Genomic DNA, 16,930 nt, shown 5'->3' with positions numbered 1-16,930 from the left:
GCCCGCTCGTCAACCGCCGACGGCGCCGCGCACGGCCTCGTCGATGAGCCGCGCCGCGGTGCGCGCGGTGCGGGAATCGATGTCCAGGCGCGGGTTGAGCTCGACGACGTCCACGAGCGCGAGCTTCCCGCTCGACGCAGCGGCCTGCACCGCGGCGATCACGAGCGGCACGGGCACGCCGAGTCCGGCGGGGGCCGAGACCCCGGGTGCGTTCGCGGCGGGCATCAGGTCCAGGTCGATCGTCAGGTAGAGGACATCGAGGTCGGCCGTGAAGTCCTCGACGAAGTCGCGGATCCCTGCGGCCCCCTGCTCGAGGCACTCCAGGTCGGACATCCACCGGGCGCCGATCTCCCGTGCCGCGGCGAACAGGGCGCTCGTGTTCGACGGGCCCGCGATCCCGACCACGGCGTAGCGCAGGTCGCGGCCGGCTGACCGTTCGGCCGCCGCCATCTGCGCGAAGGGGGTCCCCGATGTCGGCACCTCCTCCTCGCGCAGGTCGAAGTGCGCATCGAGGTTCAGCACCCCCCAGCGGCGCCCCGAGGCGGGCCCCAGGCGCGAGTCCATGAGTCCGCGGTACGAGGCCCAGGCGGTCTCGTGCCCTCCGCCGAGGACCACGACGAGCCGTGCTCCCGGGTCGTCGAGAGCCCGTGCGGTGAGGGCGGCGGCAGCCTCCTGCCCGCTCTCCAGGTCCTCGCCGATCGTCTCGGCGTCACCCAGGTCGACCAGGTCGACCTCGCCGGCTGCGAGGGGGCCGTGGAGTGCCATCGGCGCCAGGGCGCGACGCAGCGCGGCGGGACCGTCGGCCGCGCCGACGCGACCCCGGTTGCGGCGCACGCCCGCGTCGGAGCGGAATCCGAGCAGCGCGACGTGCGGGGAGCCGGACCGGGGGCCGCCGGCCTCCCCGTCGCCAGTGGTCCCGGCGCCGCCGGCGGCACCGTCGCGCACGTGCACGCTCTGGTGCCAGCGCGCGTGCTGGGGGCCCTCACCGTCCCGTCGGCCGGTCCACACCGGGGCGTCGTCCTCGCCGGGTGATCGCGTCATCGGGTCTCCTCGCCGTCTCGGCCGTGCGGCATCTCGCACGGGATGTGCGCGGTGCCATGATGGCACTCGGCGGACGAGGTCGCGCGCGTCGGCTCCGGCCGATGCCCTGGCCGCCCCGGAACGGACCTGTCCCTCCAGAAGAGAGCAGAGCAGACGATGGCCGATCATTCCCGGAAGGCCGCAGCCGATGAGCGTCGCCGGCTCGGTGCGAGCGAGGAGCCCGTCGAGGACGCCCTGGTCCAGGAGTTCGAGAACACGGTGACCGAGGGCGCGAACCGGCTGAACCGCACGTGGCGCGCCCTGGTGGTGACGGGCCTCTTCGGTGGCATCGACGTGGGCATCGGTCTGCTGGCGATGCTCGCGGTGGTGGATGCGACAGGGTCGAAGCTGCTGGGCGGCCTCGCCTTCGGGATCGGCCTCTACGCGCTCCGACTGGCCCATTCCGAGCTGTTCACCGAGGACTTCCTGGTGCCGATCAACGCGGTGGTCTCCCGCCACGGCACTTGGACCCAGCTGCTGAGGCTGTGGATCTCGACGCTGGTCACCAACCTCATCGGCGGGTGGGCGTTCACCTGGCTGGTGGTCGCGGCCTTCCCGCGCTTCGACGACGTGCTCGCGGACTCCGCGGCCGGTTACATGGAGCACGGCCTGACCGTGGAGACCGGCTCGCTCGCCCTGCTCGCGGGCTTCACGATCACTCTGATCACGCGCATGAACCAGGGCTCGAGCGAAGGCATCGCGACGCTCGCGAACTCGCTCATCTCGGGCCTGCTCGTGGTCGGCCTCTCCATGCACCACGGCGCCCTGTCCTCCGCCATCATCTTCGGCGCGATGCACGCCGGGGCCGACATCGGCTACATGGACTGGCTGGTCTGGTGCAGCTGGGTGATCCCGCTGAACATGATCGGCGGCCTGGCGATCCTCACGGTCCCGCGCCTCGTGCGCACGTGGGAGCTGGTGCGCCGGGAGCGGGACGCCGCGGGTGTCTGAACGGTGCGCGGCGCCCCGACAGGTGCCGCGACCGGTCGCTGACACACGAGAAGAAGGACAGCTCACAGCTCATGCGTCCGAGATGCCGGACGCAACGGCCGCGATTCCTCGGCATGGGAGGGCGCGCGGTGCTGTCCTGTGGGAGCACGTGAGCCCCCACGATCCAGGAGCCGACGATGACCCTTCCAGGAGCCCGTCCCGTCCGCGCCCCGCGCGGCACCGCGATCACCGCGAAGAGCTGGCAGACCGAGGCGCCGCTGCGCATGCTGCAGAACAACCTCGACCCCGAGGTCGCCGAGCGCCCCGACGACCTCGTCGTCTACGGCGGCACCGGCCGCGCCGCCCGCTCGTGGGAGGCGTTCGACGCGATCCTCGCCTCCCTCGCCGACCTCGCGGACGACGATACCCTGCTGGTCCAGTCCGGGAAGCCCGTCGGCATCCTGCGCACCCACGAGTGGGCGCCGCGCGTGCTGATCGCGAACTCGAACCTCGTGGGCGACTGGGCGACCTGGCCCGAGTTCCGCCGCCTCGAGGCCGAGGGCCTGATGATGTACGGCCAGATGACCGCCGGCTCCTGGATCTACATCGCCACCCAGGGCATCCTCCAGGGCACCTTCGAGACCTTCGCTGCGGTCGCGGCCCAGCGCTTCGGCGGCAGCCTCGCCGGCACCATCACGCTGACCGGCGGCTGCGGCGGGATGGGCGGCGCGCAGCCCCTCGCCGTCACCCTGAACGGCGGGGTCTGCCTCATCGCCGACGTCGACCGCACGCGCCTGGAGCGCCGCGTCGCCAAGCGCTATCTCACGGAGATCGCCGACGACCTCGAGGACGCGATCGTCCGCGCGAACGCCGCCCGCGAGCAGCAACGCGCGGTCTCGATCGGCATCGTCGGCAATGCGGCCGACGTCTTCCCTGCCCTCCTCGCCCGCCACCGCGCCGGTGACCTGCGGATCGACGTCGTCACCGATCAGACCAGCGCCCACGACCCCCTCTCGTACCTGCCGCTCGAGCACGACCTGCAGACCTGGCATGCCGAGGCCGAGGCCGATCCTGAGGGCTTCACCAAGAAGTCCCGCGAATCGATGGCCCGCCAGGTGCAGGCCATGGTGGAGTTCGCGGATGAGGGCGCGGAGGTCTTCGACTACGGCAACTCGATCCGCGACGAGGCCCGCCGCGCCGGCTGCGAGCGCGCCTTCGCCTTCCCCGGCTTCGTCCCCGCCTACATCCGACCCCTGTTCTGCGAGGGCCTGGGCCCGTTCCGCTGGGTCGCGCTCTCCGGCGACCCCGAGGACATCGCCGTCACCGACGCCGCCCTCAAGGACCTGTTCCCCGAGAACGAGCACCTGCACCGCTGGCTCGACGCGGCCGGCGAGTTCGTCGAGTTCGAGGGGCTGCCCGCGCGCATCTGCTGGCTCGGCTACGGCGACCGCGCGAAGGCCGGTCGGCTCTTCAACGACCTCGTGCGCGCCGGGAAGGTCAAGGCCCCGATCGTCATCGGCCGCGACCACCTGGACTCCGGATCCGTCGCGAGCCCCTACCGCGAGACCGAGGGCATGCTCGACGGCTCCGACGCGATCGCCGACTGGCCGCTGCTGAACGCGCTCACCTCGACCTCCTCCGGCGCGACCTGGGTGTCGATCCACCACGGCGGCGGCGTCGGCATCGGCCGCTCGATCCATGCCGGCCAGGTCGGGGTGGCCGACGGGACCGAGCTCGCCGCACGCAAGCTCGAGCGCCTGCTCACGAACGACCCGGCCATGGGCGTGATCCGGCACGTCGACGCGGGCTACTCCCGGGCCGCCGAGGTCGCCGAGGAGCGCGGCGTGCGGGTGCCGATGCCGCCGCACGTCCGCGACGCCGAGGATCCCGAGGCCGCCCAGCGCGAGGCCTCGGAGAGGGCCGGCGCGAGCGCGGCGCCGGCGAAGGGGTGAACGCTGTGACCACCACGACCACCGGGACCACCATGACCACCGAGTCGACCACCGTTCTCACCGGCATCAGCGAGCTGTGGACGCTGGACCCGGCGCTCGAGGAGGAGACCGAGCGCGGTGCGGCCGACGGCCAGATCCTCCGCGACGCCGCTCTCGTCATCGAGGACGGACGGATCGCCTGGACGGGCCCGTCGGCCCATGCCCCGGCGGCCGACGAGCGCGTCGACCTGGGCGGGCGCGCCGTGCTGCCCGGCTGGGTCGACTCCCACTCGCACCTGATCTTCGACGGCGACCGCTCGGCCGAGTTCGAGGCCCGCATGGCCGGGCAGTCCTACGCCGCCGGCGGCATCCAGGTCACCACGGACGCGACCCGCACCGCGGACGACGCGCGCCTGGAAGCGCTGGTCAGGGCGCGGATCGGCGAGGCCGTCGCGGGCGGCACCACCACCGTCGAGACGAAGACGGGGTACGGCCTCACCGTGGCCGACGAGGCCCGCGCCGCCGCGCTCGCCGCCCGCCTCGTCGCCGACGGCGCGCTCGACGAGGCCACGTTCCTGGGCGCGCACCTGGTGCCCTCCGAGTACGACGGGGAGGACGGCCGCCCGGGCCCTGCCGAGTACCTCGAGCTCATCCTCGGCCCGATGCTCGAGGCGGTGCGCGGCAGCGTGCGCTGGATCGATGTGTTCTGCGAGGACGGCGCCTTCGACACCGCCGCCTCCCGCCGCGTCCTGGAGGCGGGCCGCACCGCCGGGCTCGGCCTGCGCGTCCACGGCAACCAGCTCTCCGGCGCGCAGCGCGGGGTGCGGCTCGCGGTCGAGGAGCACGCGGCGAGCGTCGACCACGTGAACCATCTCGATGCGGCCGACGTGGAGGCACTCGCGGGGACCGCCGGTCGGCCCGTCGTGCCCGGCGCGCGGGCAGGACTGCTCGCGGTCGATCAGGGGCCGACGGTCGCGACCGTGCTGCCGGCCTGCGACCTCTCCACCCGCGCCCCGCTCGCGCCCGCCCGCGCCCTGCTGGACGCCGGGGCGCACGTCGCGATCGCGAGCAACTGCAACCCCGGCACCTCCTATACGAGCGCCATGGGCTTCTGCGTCGCGACCGCCGTGCTGCAGATGCACCTGAGCCTCGCCGAGGCGATCCGCGCCGCCACCCGCGGCGGGGCGCTCGCCCTGCGCCGCTGCGACGTCGGCCATCTGGGCGTCGGCGCACGCGCCGACCTGCACGTCCTCGACGCGCCCGCCGCGATCCACCTCGCCTACCGCCCCGGCATGCCGCTCACCCACCAGGTGCGGCGCCGCGGCCGGCGCTTCGTCTGACGCGGCGACCCGCCCGACCGCTCGTACGCCCGCCCGACCACCCGTACGCCCTCCGGACTGCCTGTCCGCCCCGCCGACCCCCCCCGACGCCCCGCACGAGAGGACCCCTTCCGCGATGACCACAGCCCCCGCCGCCCCGTCGGCCGATCCCCGCGAGACCATCATCCTGGCCGGCAGCGATCTCGCCCCGGCCGACGTCCTGGCCGTCGCCCGCCGCGGCGCCCGGGTCGAGCTCGACCCGGCCGCCCGCGAGGAGGTCGCCCGCGTGCGCGCCCACATCGACGCGCTCGCCGCCCCCGGCCACGCCCCGGTCTACGGGGTCTCCACCGGCTTCGGGGCGCTCGCGGACACCTCGATCGAGCCGTCCATGCGCCACGCCCTGCAGCGCTCGCTGATCCGCTCCCACGCCGCCGGCACCGGCGACGAGGTCGAGCCCGAGGTGGTGCGCGCGCTCATGCTCCTGCGCGCGAAGACCCTGGCCACTGGCCATACCGGCGTGCGCCCGGTGGTGCTCGAGACGATGCTCGCGCTGCTGAACGCGGGCATCACGCCGATCGTCCACGAGTTCGGCTCGCTGGGCTGCTCGGGCGATCTGGCGCCGCTCGCCCACTGCGCGATCGTGCTGATGGGGGAGGGGCGCGCCCGCGGGGCCGACGGAATCGAGCGCCCCGTGCCCGAGCTGCTGGCCGAGGCGGGCATCGAGCCCGTGCTGCTCGAGGAGAAGGAGGGCCTGGCCCTCATCAACGGCACCGACGGCATGCTCGGCATGCTGCTCATGGCCCTCGCCGACCTCGAGGAGCTCGTGAGCATCGCCGACCTCACCACGGCGCTCACGGTGCAGGGCCTGCGCGGGCGCGACAGCGTGTTCCGCCCCGAGCTGCACATGCCGCTGCGACCGCACCCGGGGCAGGCGGCGTCGGCCGCGAACATCCTGGCCCTGCTCGAGGGCTCGCCGATCATCGCGGACGTCGCCGCCGAGGGCTCGCGCGTGCAGGACGCGTACTCACTGCGCTGCGCCCCGCAGGTCGCGGGCGGTGCTCGGGACACGATCGCCCACGCCCGCACCGTCGCCCAGCGCGAGATCGCCGCCGCGATCGACAACCCCGTGGTGCTGGCCGACGGCGAGGTCACCTCGAACGGCAACTTCCACGGCGCGCCCGTCGCCTACGTCCTGGACTTCCTGGCCGTGGTCGCCGCCGACCTCGCCTCGATCTCCGAGCGCCGCAGCGACCGCATGCTCGACAAGTCCCGCTCCCACGGCCTCCCGCCGTTCCTGGCCGACGACCCGGGCGTGGACTCCGGCTTCATGATCGCCCAGTACACGCAGGCGGCACTGGTCTCGGAGATGAAGCGCCTCGCGGTGCCGGCGAGCGTCGACTCGATCCCGTCCTCGGCGATGCAGGAGGACCACGTGTCGATGGGCTGGCACGCCGCCCGCAAGCTGCGCCGCTCCGTGGACTGCCTGCGCCGCGTGCTCGCGATCGAGCTGCTCATGGCCGCCCGCGCGATCGACCTGCGGGCGCCGCTCGCGCCGTCTGCGGCATCGGCCGCGGCGATCGCGGTGCTGCGCGAGAGGGTCGAGGGGCCCGGCCCGGACCGCTTCCTCGCGCCCGACATCGCCGCGGCGGAGGAGATCCTGGCCGACGGGTCGGTGCTCGCGGCGGTCGAGGGGGTCGTGGGGAAGCTGGGGTGAGGCGGCGGAGACGGGGTGCGTCAGGTCCCGCTGCCGGGCACGTCGGGATCCGCGGCGAAGACCGGGAACAGCGGCGGCGGAGGATCCTCCGCTTCGGGCCACCGCGCGGTCATCGTGTCCGCGAGCTCCCGCAGCCAGTCCCGGAGCGCGACCAATTCCTCTGACGAGTCCGCGATCCGCAGGAACGCGCGGATCTGCTGCACCATCTGGCCGCGTCGGCGCCGCGCGTCCTCGGGGGTCTGATCCGCCTGGGCGATGCGCGGCAGCCTGCGCAGCCGCTCGATGAGCACGACCGCTGCTCCGTCGGCGAGCATCTGATCGTGGTGCTTGAGGATGCGCTCCGCGCCGCCCGCCGCCAGCGCCGCGCGGTATGCGGCTGCGGCGGCTGCGGTCACGCCCTCGGGCAGAACGGCCCAGGGCGCGCTGTGGTGGGGGAACGGGTAGTGCAGGAAGCACGCATCGATCCCGGGATGCCCGACGCGGCTGCCCTCGAAGTCGACGAGCTTCGCTCCCTCGGGCGTGATCAGGACGTTCGTCGGATTCAGGTCCACGTGGATCAGCACTCTGCCGCAGGCGGGGCGCGCCGACCGCCGGAGGAGACAGGCCAACTCCTCTCGCGCTCGGTCGCCCGCGGGCAGCCCCGTGGCGGCGCAGGCGTGCGCGATCTCGTCCCAGGCCTCCATGCCATAGGTGTAGACCTCGCCGGTCGTCACGTCGGAGCCGAGAGGGGCGAGATGCCGCGCATGCTCGGCGTCGCGGCCGAGAGTCGCAGCATGGAGCCGGCCGACGGTGGTCCCCATCTGTGTCATCGCCTGCGCGGCCCCCGCAGGATCGCGTCCGAGCAGATGCTCCTGCAGCGTGGGCCACGCGCCCAGATCGCTCTGGAGCACGACGCCCGCGGCGTCGTCCATGAGGATCGGCGGGGCGCTGACGCCGCTCGCGGCGGCGGTGCGCAGCGCCGCGGCCTCGCGGCGGAGTAAAGCCGGGCCGCCGTGGCCGGGTCCGTCGACCCGGCGCGTCTTCACCACCACGCTCGAGCCGACGCCCGGGACATCGCGATCCAGGACCACTCGCGAGACCGGCGCCCAGTCATGACCCAGATGGCGCACGGACACGACGTGGATATCGCCGCCGGCGATCCGGGCCAGCGCGGCGCGGATCGTCTCGAGGCGCTCAGCGGTGAGCGGGTGGACGGGCACGGGGCTCAGCTTAGTGGTGGGGTGCGCGGGGATCATCGAGGTACGTCTCGAGGAAGGCGAGCTGCGTCCACCATCTCGCGGTCGCCTCTTAGCTCCCGCTGCGATCCCGCGCGTCCGCCACGAGGGAGAGAGCCGTGCGGAGCGCTTCGACGCGACGGGTCATCATCGATCGTCTCGACGGACTGAGAGTGCTGTTGCGCAGCACGGACTCGCACTTGTGCAGCAGGGAGGACAGCTGGGCCTCCGCGTTGTCGAGGTCGTGATCGTCCATGTCGACCATCTTCAGTGAGTTGTGCCGGGTGCGGGTCGGATCGCCGACAATACGTGGCGTGTCGGAGCGTTCGCAGTACGGCGATGGCCCAGGAGCGAGAAGCTCACCGAGCAGGGCGGAGGCGACTGCTGGTCTTGCGCTGTCCGGTCTTGTGTGATTCGGTGACGCTCACACGGCATGCCCAATGCCGAACCCCGAACGCTCGCCCCCAGCGCGAGCCCACCGCACCATCGGTTCTCCGGGGCAAAGGGACTCAGTCTCCGGGCGCTGTCGACGAACACTCGCGCCATCCGGTGCAGTTGCTGGGGAACGAGCCGGGGGCACGCGGGAGTCCGGATGACAGCCAATCGATCACTCAAGAAGCACGTGCGACGCCGCATGGCTCGTACGGGTGAGTCCTACACGTCTGCTCTCCGGCACGTCCGCTCAGATCAGGGAGACACCGTGCACTCAGACATCACCGCAGATCCGCAGATCCGACTCGCCGTCGCCCAGACGACGCCGCGCCACGATCCCTTCGACATCGAGGGTTTCGAGGCTGCTGCACGCGAGATCCGAGAGCTCATGCGGCGCGCCCGATCAGGCGGCGCAGACATCATCCAGTTCCCCGAGGCAGCGCTCTGCTTCCCGGACAAGCGCTCCCTCTCCAACAGGGCGCCAGACCTCGGTGAGGCCGACTGGTCCGCGTACCCGTGGGACGCGCTGAACACGGCACTGGCGGGAATCCGCTCAGCTGCCCGGCAGCTCGCGCTCTCCGTCGTGATCGGCGCCCAGACGCGCAACGAAGCGGGGCGGCCCAGCACCAGCATCCTCGCGATCGACGAGCACGGGCGCGATGTCGTGCGATACGACGAGAGGCGTCTGTCGCGCTCCAAGGCGGCCTACCTCTACGAGCAGGGCGATCGGCCAGCGACGTTCACGAAGAACGGCGTGACCTTCGGCATCGCCTCAGGGCTCGAGGTGCTCTTCGAGGACATCTTCGTCGGATACGAGGACCTCGGCGTCGATGTCGTCCTGTTCTCCACCCAGGGACCGGGAGACCCTGCCGAGGCGGAGACGCTCAGCAGCTCGGCGCGCGTCGCGGCGCGTCACCAGGGGTTCGCGATCGGATACAGCGTGCCGACGTCCAACGCGCCGGTCTCACCCGCAGGGATCATCTCGGCCACCGGCGGATGGATTGCGACGTGTGACCGCGAGGAGCGTCCTGACCTGGTGATCAGCAGTGTCGGTGCGCGGCCGGAGAACGGGGCTCGGGACTGGCGACGCTCGATGATCGGTGCCAACTGACAGGGCGGGAGGACAGCCCGGCTCGTCAGAGCTTCGTGAGGTCGCGGACGAATGCCCGGGTACGGCGTTCGAGCAGCGAATGCTCGCACTCCGGGCCCATCGGTGTCCACCCCTCGCTCTCGTAGAGCGCGACCGCCGAGCGGTTGTCGAGCAGCGAATGGAGGACGGCGCGGGCATGGCCCGCATCGACGAGTTCGCTGGTGATCGCCCGCAGCAGCGTGCGGCCGAGTCCCTGGGCCTGACAGCGCGGGTGGGTCGCGAGGAGCCCGATGATTGCGGCGTCCTCCGGGTCAGTGGCCTGGCCGCTGCCCGGCGCCGTGGCGAGCGCGAACCCGGCGATCTGCTCCCCGTCGTCCGCGATGAACCTCGAAATGCTGTCTGGACTACGCTTTTGGTGTGCACTCCCGGTCGTTGCGTGCGGGGTCGCTCGGCGGGGCGACGTGAATACCAAGGTCCGTCCGCCCCGGCAGTAGATCCTCTCGTAATGCGCGCGTTCCGGCATAGTCTCCGTCGCGCAGCCGCCGATAGAGTTGTGGTGGTTCTTGCGCTATCCGGGCCAATCTGCCACGCAGGCGATCTGCTTCCCGGTCGCCCTCTTCGCGGCTCAAGCTCTCGGCGTCGTAGACGACGTGGAGTGGGAGTGATGCGATACCGGTGTACCAGAGTGCGCCGTGGGCGAGTGGGAACAGTAGCGAGTCCAGATCGCCGCTGACACCGCGTGAGCTGAGCGTGCGCTCGTCCTCACCGGCGGTCACGATGATCAGCGCTCTGCGTCCAGCCAGGCCGCCGTCTCCGTACCGCCGAGGTACGCCGAGATCCGGATCAAGGTCGCCGAAGGCGAAGCCCGCCAGGAAAATGCGATCAATCCAGCCCTTGAGGATCGCCGGTGGCCCGTACCACCAGAGCGGGAACTGGAGTACGAGAAGCTCGGCGGCCGCGAGCTTCGCCTGTTCTTCGCGCACTTCCTCGGGGAGTAGTCCGCGATCATGGGCCCGGGAGGCGAGAATGCCGATGTTCCCCGTGGACTCCGCCAACTCTCCGAGATCACGGTCGGACAGGACAGGGTCGAAGCCCTGCGCGTAGAGGTCCGAGGTGTGGACGTCAAAAGTTCTGGAGAGCTCGCGCACGCCGGCCTGGAAGAGGTGGTCGTTCAGAGACGCCTTCCGTGGGTTCGCGTTCACCCACAGAGCGGTCCCTGGCTTCGGACAATGACTGATCATGGTGGTTCCTTCGCGATAATGGTCAGGGTGAGAGTCGGGGCATCGTCCCGTGCCGTTTTCGGGCACCCGGCTTCGGTCCGCCGAGGGCCTTCTGTCCTCAGTCCGCAACGCGCCCGCCGAGATGGGTCGCGAAGAACCGCTCCGCGGCGCGGAACATGGTCAAGAGGTTCTCAGGGTTGACGATGAAGTGGCCCTCGTCGTCGAAGACCAGGTAGTCCACGTCAACTCCTCTGCCGCGCAAGCTCTCGACGATCGTGTCCGAGTGCGTGCGCCGCGCACGAACATCGTGCGCGCCCTGTACCACCATCAGCGGTGCGTGGATGTCATCCAGGCGGCTGATCGGTGAGCGTGCCAGCATGTCGGCCTCCTGTTCGGGGTCGGAGGGGTCGCCCACGTAGCGCAGCCAGTTGTTCGTCAGGCCTGTTCTCGCGTACTCGGGCACTGAACGGATGAAGTCCGCGAGGTCGGTGACGCCGACGTACTCCACGGCGGCTGCGAACACGTTCGGAGTGAAGGCGACTCCCACCAGGGCCGCGTAGCCGCCGTAGGAGCCGCCGAAGACGCCGACGCGCTCGGGATCGGCATGGCCATGGGCGACCGCCCAGGCCACAGCGTCCAGGAGGTCGTCGTGCATGCGGCCGGCGAATTCTCCCACCGCCGCCTCCATGTGGTCGCGCCCGAACCCTGCGGAACCGCGGAACTGGGGCTGCAAGACCGCGTAGCCGCGATTCGCCCACAGCTGGACCGTCGCGTCGAACCCCCACCAGTCTCTCGTCCACGGCCCTCCGTGGGGCATGAGGACCATCGGCGGCGGGCTATCTGCCCCTGCGCCACGGGGAAGGGTGAGGTAGGCCGGGAGCAGGCGGCCGTCGCGAGCGGGGATCTCCGTCTCCTGCACGGGCGCCAGCAGCTCCGGGTCGAGGTGTCCGGCGGTCCGCGCGAGCCGCCGGCCCGTGCGCGTGCGGTGGTCGTAGAGCCAGGTCTGCGGATCGCGATCGTGCAGGAAGGAGACGATCCACCTGCGGTTCTCCGCATCGCTGGAGATTGCGCCGATATCGCCGTCGCAGAGTGCACGCATCTCGTCGAGCACCTCTCGGAAGCGTGGTTCGAGTGCGTGGACATCCATCCGCATCCCCTGGTAGCGCACGCCCAGGAGCTCTCCGGTGCGCCGATCGCGGATCAGCGGCGAAGGCACGCCGGAGAAGATCTGTCCGCGGGTGTCGAGGTCGCAGGTCGGGTGCCGGTCGATCTCGGTCTCCGTGCCCGTATCCAGGTCGAGCCGCGCAAGATGCATGTGGTCAGTGTCCCGATACGAGCCGAACCAGATGCCCGTGCCGTCGGGCGTCGCCTCGAACGGGTGGACGCCGATGGGGTAGGCGTCGCCGTCGAAACCGGCGATGCGGTGATCCCCGTGCCAGAGCTCCCATGTCCCGTCGGCATGCTGCCTCTTGGTGAGTACCGCGTCCCCGGCCAGGACATGCGTGGCCCCCGGGTCCGGGCTCTGGGCGAGCACTCGCAGCTCTCCGGAGGCGATGTCGAGCTCGTAGAGGTCGAACTCCGCAGGGTCGCGCTCGTTGAGCTGGAGGAGGGCACGGCCCGGGGACTCCGGGCGCAGTTCAAGCCCTTGGACGGTGGCGTGGGGGAAAGGTGTGAGATCGACGGTCGGGGCCGACGGGTCCTCGAGGTCGATACGGTAGAGGTGCCAGTTCTCGTCGCCCCGATCGTCCTGCTGGTAGAGCAGCCACCGAGGATCGTCGGTCCACTGGTAGCGGGAGACGGTGCGGGACTCGTCGGCGGTCACGCATCGGGGAGGGGAGTCGCCCTCGAGGTCTTGGATCCATACGTTCAGCCGGTTCCTCCACGGCGCGAGGAACGCGATCCTCGTGCCATCCGGAGAGATCGTGAACCCGGTGCGATCGGGCAGACGGAAGAAGTCTTCGGTGGGGATCAGTGCGGGGGCGGTCATGGGAGCGTCCTCTCGGGGCGACGGTCGTCGGAGGCGGGCGAGGTGGTGGCGCGCATGCTGGTGGTGCTGCGTCGGAAGGCCCAGACCACGAGGAGCGCAGCCAGGATCGTCAGCGGGGTGCCCATCGCGAGGCGTGCGATACCGAGGCCCCCGGTGTTCGACTGCACGTACAGCCATTGCTGGATCACGAACCGGGCGCCGAACACCAGCGCGGCGAACGCGGTGGCGATGTCATGGGCGCGCAGGTCACCGGGGTGTGCACGCCAGTTGTTCCGCCCACCGTGGACGGCATTCCAGATCACTCCTGATACGGGGCGTCGCGCCAGGAGCGAGCCCGCCGTCAGCACGAACCCGGCCAGGGAAGCCCAGATCCCCACGACGAAGAAATCGCGCGGGGAACCGGTCCACATCACGATCCCGATGGCGACAGCGACGCTCACGAGGCTGCCGACGGCAGAAACGATTCGCTCGCCACGCACCAGGCGCACGACGAACAGACCGACGCCGGCCGTGATCGACAGCGCGATGGTCGGGGTGAGCGACATGAACGTGTTCGCCAGGACGAACACGATCACCGGCACAACGGAGTACGTCAGCCCCAGCGGGCCGCCCATCTGGTCGACCACACTGCGGGTCGTGTGCTCGTTCTTCTCGAGTCGGGTACTCATCGGACCTCCAGCGGTTGTAGGAGCTGAGACAGAGGCAACGGCATGCCGTAACGGCACACTCAAGGGCTGTGGGCGCTGAGTCCTCTCGGGCAGTGGGATAGCAGTCATCGCTCGAAGGGGTCGTCGGCCCGGATCTTCCACGTGAACCCGCGGTCGAAGAGCAGAGACCCGTTCGCGTCACGTTCGAGCGCGAGGTCCTGGTCTCCGCTGAGCGTGAGGCGATCGTCGCCGTCCGCTGCATCGGCGAGGTCGACGGTCTCCGCGGGAGTCCGGGCGTACTGGAGCGCCGACTGTCCCGGCTGCTGCAGGGGCCTGAGCGTGAGGGTGAGCGTGTTGCCTTCCCGCACGTACGTACCGGTGAGAAGGGATCCATCGCGCAGACGGACCTGCGCGGTGGCAGCGCCGTCGGTTCGGATGTTCCCGAGCGCGACATCCTCCCAGCTCGACCCCTGGGCGGAGTCGTCGGCGGGTGCGCGCCACACTCCCGAGGGAAGGGACTCGTCGATCGAGCTCGTGGGCTGTGCGGCGGCGACCGAGAGGCCGGTCGCCATCAGGACGACCAGTCCCGTCACGGGTGCGATGGCACGAGCGAGCCGCTGGGGGCGCTCGGACCGGAAGAGCCGAGGCCGGACCGCAGCCGGGACGGGCCCGTCGCCGATGATCGCCACGACGATCCGCTTCGCCCAGGGTGCGAGAATGACGAGACTCATCACCAGCAGGGCGATCGCGAGCTGTTTCGCCGGCATGTCGTAGCCGAGGTTGAGCACGAGGACGAACGTCATCGAGGCGGTCGACACGAGGGCGCCGAACACCACCGTGCGTCGCCATATGAGCGCGACGGATGCGCCGACCTCGGCGGGCCCGGCGAGGAGCTGGAACAGAGGCGAGAAGCCCACCATGCGGGAGAGCAGGCCCATGGGGCTCATCTCTCCCAGGGCGATGAGCGCCTCGCCCACGTCAGGGTGGCCGAATTGCCAGAGTCCCAGCTTGATGACTCCGTTGAACAGCAGCATGACCGCGAGCAGGAGGCGTGTCGCGCCGTGCAGCCGCCACAGGAGCACATGGCGTGAGGGCTCGGGCGGTCCGCTGCCGACCTGTTCCGCGCGGCTGGTGCCCGTGTCGGTGTCATCCGGGAGGAGGGTCGGGTGGTTCACGGCGGCAGCTCCTGATGGTTCGGGTGCGGGATGCCGATCGATGGAGAGCATCCCGGAGGTGGCCCGCCGGTAGAGTTGGCCGTCACGGCATGGTCCAGACCGGGTGATGTGGGAGTGGGGCGCATGGGGTGGAGCACTCAGGAGATCGCCGATCTCGCGGGGACGACGCTGCGCACCGTGAGGCACTACCACGAGATCGGTCTCCTTCCCGAGCCGCCCCGTGGCACCAACGGGTACAAGAGCTACGGCGTGAGCCACCTGACCCAGCTCCTGCACATTCGCCGCCTCGTCGAGTTCGGCGCACCGCTGAGCGAGATCCGCACCATGGACCTGAGCGTGGACTCCGGCTCGGCCTCGGCGGGGTATCTCACCACCCTGCGCCGCCTCGACGACGAGGCGCAGCGCGCCATCCTGCGCTTCCAGGCCATCAGGGCCGGCATCCGTCAGGAGCTGAAAGCCCATGAGGACGGACCCGAGGGGGAAGGCGATGGTCAGGAGCTCTCGCCCGCCGACGAGGACTTCATGAAGGTCCTGTCACGCGTGCTCCGCGCGGACGCTCTCGAGTCGTGGAACGCACTGCACGACTCGGCGCCCCGGGATGCCGCGCTCGTGGCGTTCGCGGACATCGACGACGCGGCGAGCCCTGAGCGGCGTGCCGAGGTCGCGACCGAGCTGGTCGATGTGATTCGCCGCATCTACTCCGACCACCCTGAGCTGGTGGCGCCCGCATTGGCCTCGGGGCGCCAGCGGCCGATCGCGCGCGAGGCGATCGGGGTCGCCCTCAAGGAGCTCTATCGGCCGGCGCAGCTCGACGTCCTGGCACGGGTGAACACTCTCCTGAGCGACGAGGTGTCGTAGCACCGGCATCTGGAGCGGTGGGGACGGGAGGGTGCGGGGCGCTCGTGCGCGTCGCGCGCGAGCCTCGCGCAGCTGGACTCGCACCACGACCAGCCGCTGACTCTGGCCCGCCGCTCACGCTCCGCCTGCCACCGCGGATAGTGGTGCCAGTCGAACATGATCGGCCCGCCTGGCGGAGGAGATCCTGGCCCACGGGTCGGTGCTCGCGGCGGTCGAGGAGGCCGTGGAGCGGCTGGGGTGAGGGCTGCGGCTCCGCGCTACAGCCCCAGCCCTGCCAGGTGGCTCCGGCCCGTGAGCAGGCGCGCGATCCGATCCTGCGCGGCCCGGCGGGCGCCGGGCTCCGGATGGTGCCCGCAGATCGCGAGGTCGACGCACAGGTCGTAGAGCTCCAGGCGAGCGCGCAGCCGCGTGCTCGCGAAGAGCTCCGGATAGGTGCCGCGAAGCCAGACGGGCACCTCGCGAAGGGACGCCGCAGTGAGGCCACCGGCACCGGGAACGGGTGGGAACTCGGTCGGCCTCGCACACCAGCGCAGGATCGTGTCGAGCTCGGCATCGGCTGGCTGGGCGAGCGCCTCGGCGAAGTCGATCAGGCCTGTCACCCGGCCGTTCTCCACCATCACGTTGGATCCGTGCACGTCGCCGTGGACCAGCACGGGGCGGTCGGCGGCGAACAGAGGCAGCGCGTCCTGCAATCGCGCGGCGACCTCGGACAGGAGTCCGGCGTCGTGATCCGGTGCGGCGCGCGCGTCCTCGACGAGTCGGAGCGCGGAGCCCATGACCGGCGGGTGGAATGCCGGCCATTGCCCGCCGTCGAGCGCCTTCTCGAGCCACGGAGGTACAAGGCCCTCGGGGGCGCTCACGCCGTGCAGGGCTCGCAGCGCAGTCCCGAGGCTCTCGATGATCATGCGCCGCGTGGAGACGTCGGCAGTCGACCACGCCTCATGGAGGGGCACACCGGGAAGACGCTCCGAGATGTACCAGGGCCCATCCGGCCCCTGGCCGTGGGCGATGTGCCGGGCATGCGGGACGTCCGTGCGGGCGAGCATGCCGACGACCCGCGCTTCGTGGCCGTAGGCGTCGTGATGCCTCGGGTCGGTGTTCACGCGGACGACGTACTCGTCTCCGACCCAGGCTCGGCTCACCCAGCCCGAGCGTTCACGGAAGCGACCGGTCGTCGGGAGCCCAGCGGCCTCGAGTATCTGCGGGAGCACCGGAGCGTTCGCCGCGTCGTCGTGACCGTCCATGCCGACTATCCTGCAGCAACCGCTCAGCCGCGGTTCTTGCGACGGGAAAAGACCGTGCGCGCCCGCTGTGCCGGCCCTAGGGTCCCGGC

The 16,930-nt window shown here is 71.1% G+C and carries 15 protein-coding genes; 6 read left to right on the top strand and 9 right to left on the bottom strand.

Features of this window, described 5'->3' with window-relative positions; genetic code table 11:
* Positions 1 to 9: 9 nt before the first annotated feature.
* Positions 10 to 1,041, bottom strand: a complete 1,032-nt coding sequence (hutG, locus tag FHG10_RS13580) for a formimidoylglutamase (RefSeq protein WP_152353873.1) — start codon at positions 1,039 to 1,041, stop codon at positions 10 to 12.
* A 156-nt stretch (positions 1,042 to 1,197) separates the two neighbouring features.
* Between hutG and FHG10_RS13575 the strand changes: the two genes are divergently transcribed.
* The 4 genes from FHG10_RS13575 to hutH all read left to right on the top strand — a co-directional run bounded on the left by FHG10_RS13575 (position 1,198) and on the right by hutH (position 6,974).
* The gene (locus FHG10_RS13575; protein ID WP_152353872.1) at positions 1,198 to 2,031 is read left to right on the top strand and encodes a formate/nitrite transporter family protein; all 834 of its coding nucleotides are present in this window, start codon (positions 1,198 to 1,200) and stop codon (positions 2,029 to 2,031) included.
* Positions 2,032 to 2,207: 176 nt separating this feature from the next.
* The gene (locus tag FHG10_RS13570; RefSeq protein WP_152353871.1) at positions 2,208 to 3,962 is read left to right on the top strand and encodes a urocanate hydratase; all 1,755 of its coding nucleotides are present in this window, start codon (positions 2,208 to 2,210) and stop codon (positions 3,960 to 3,962) included.
* Positions 3,963 to 3,994: 32 nt separating this feature from the next.
* Positions 3,995 to 5,281: an amidohydrolase family protein gene (locus FHG10_RS13565; RefSeq protein ID WP_152354007.1), complete on the top strand. Its 1,287-nt coding sequence runs from the start codon at positions 3,995 to 3,997 to the stop codon at positions 5,279 to 5,281.
* 115 nt (positions 5,282 to 5,396) lie between these two features.
* The gene (gene hutH, locus FHG10_RS13560; protein ID WP_152353870.1) at positions 5,397 to 6,974 is read left to right on the top strand and encodes a histidine ammonia-lyase; all 1,578 of its coding nucleotides are present in this window, start codon (positions 5,397 to 5,399) and stop codon (positions 6,972 to 6,974) included.
* Positions 6,975 to 6,994: 20 nt separating this feature from the next.
* Here hutH and FHG10_RS13555 read toward each other — a convergent pair whose 3' ends face one another.
* Together FHG10_RS13555 and FHG10_RS13550 are read right to left on the bottom strand one after the other, a co-directional pair.
* Positions 6,995 to 8,173 carry a phosphotransferase family protein gene (locus tag FHG10_RS13555; RefSeq protein WP_193636321.1) on the bottom strand — a complete coding sequence of 393 codons (1,179 nt, stop codon included), beginning with the start codon at positions 8,171 to 8,173 and terminating at the stop codon, positions 6,995 to 6,997.
* Between the two features lie 88 nt (positions 8,174 to 8,261).
* A complete protein-coding gene (locus FHG10_RS13550) occupies positions 8,262 to 8,444 on the bottom strand; it encodes a hypothetical protein (protein ID WP_152353868.1) in 183 nt (60 codons plus the stop codon).
* A gap of 444 nt (positions 8,445 to 8,888) precedes the next feature.
* Between FHG10_RS13550 and FHG10_RS13545 the strand changes: the two genes are divergently transcribed.
* Positions 8,889 to 9,731 (top strand): carbon-nitrogen hydrolase family protein, encoded by an 843-nt coding sequence (locus FHG10_RS13545; RefSeq protein WP_193636320.1) that lies wholly within the window; start codon positions 8,889 to 8,891, stop codon positions 9,729 to 9,731.
* 25 nt (positions 9,732 to 9,756) lie between these two features.
* Here the strand turns inward: FHG10_RS13545 and FHG10_RS13540 are convergent, their stop codons facing one another.
* The 5 genes from FHG10_RS13540 to FHG10_RS13520 all read right to left on the bottom strand — a co-directional run bounded on the left by FHG10_RS13540 (position 9,757) and on the right by FHG10_RS13520 (position 14,739).
* Positions 9,757 to 10,182, bottom strand: coding sequence for a GNAT family N-acetyltransferase (locus FHG10_RS13540; protein ID WP_193636319.1), 426 nt, complete (start codon positions 10,180 to 10,182; stop codon positions 9,757 to 9,759).
* Entirely contained in the window at positions 10,115 to 10,912 is a 798-nt protein-coding gene (locus FHG10_RS13535; RefSeq protein ID WP_264674031.1) for an NAD(P)H-dependent oxidoreductase, read from the bottom strand. The genes FHG10_RS13540 and FHG10_RS13535 overlap by 68 nt, the downstream gene beginning before the upstream one ends.
* A 136-nt stretch (positions 10,913 to 11,048) precedes the next feature.
* Entirely contained in the window at positions 11,049 to 12,917 is a 1,869-nt protein-coding gene (locus FHG10_RS13530) for a S9 family peptidase (RefSeq protein ID WP_152353864.1), read from the bottom strand.
* The gene (locus FHG10_RS13525) at positions 12,914 to 13,543 is read right to left on the bottom strand and encodes a DUF3159 domain-containing protein (RefSeq protein ID WP_227488254.1); all 630 of its coding nucleotides are present in this window, start codon (positions 13,541 to 13,543) and stop codon (positions 12,914 to 12,916) included. The genes FHG10_RS13530 and FHG10_RS13525 overlap by 4 nt, the downstream gene beginning before the upstream one ends.
* Before the next feature lie 146 nt (positions 13,544 to 13,689).
* Positions 13,690 to 14,739, bottom strand: a complete 1,050-nt coding sequence (locus FHG10_RS13520; RefSeq protein WP_152353862.1) for a DoxX family protein — start codon at positions 14,737 to 14,739, stop codon at positions 13,690 to 13,692.
* Positions 14,740 to 14,862: 123 nt separating this feature from the next.
* Between FHG10_RS13520 and FHG10_RS13515 the strand changes: the two genes are divergently transcribed.
* Positions 14,863 to 15,597 carry a MerR family transcriptional regulator gene (locus FHG10_RS13515; protein WP_193636318.1) on the top strand — a complete coding sequence of 245 codons (735 nt, stop codon included), beginning with the start codon at positions 14,863 to 14,865 and terminating at the stop codon, positions 15,595 to 15,597.
* A gap of 257 nt (positions 15,598 to 15,854) precedes the next feature.
* Here FHG10_RS13515 and FHG10_RS13510 read toward each other — a convergent pair whose 3' ends face one another.
* A complete protein-coding gene (locus FHG10_RS13510; protein ID WP_152353860.1) occupies positions 15,855 to 16,841 on the bottom strand; it encodes a phosphotransferase family protein in 987 nt (328 codons plus the stop codon).
* Between the last annotated feature and the right edge of the window lie 89 nt (positions 16,842 to 16,930).

It is taken from the genome of Brachybacterium subflavum (assembly GCF_009299795.1).
Taxonomy (GTDB): domain Bacteria; phylum Actinomycetota; class Actinomycetes; order Actinomycetales; family Dermabacteraceae; genus Brachybacterium; species Brachybacterium subflavum.
Note: the sequence above shows the minus strand (reverse complement) of the source record. Positions and strands in the feature narration are given on the sequence as shown.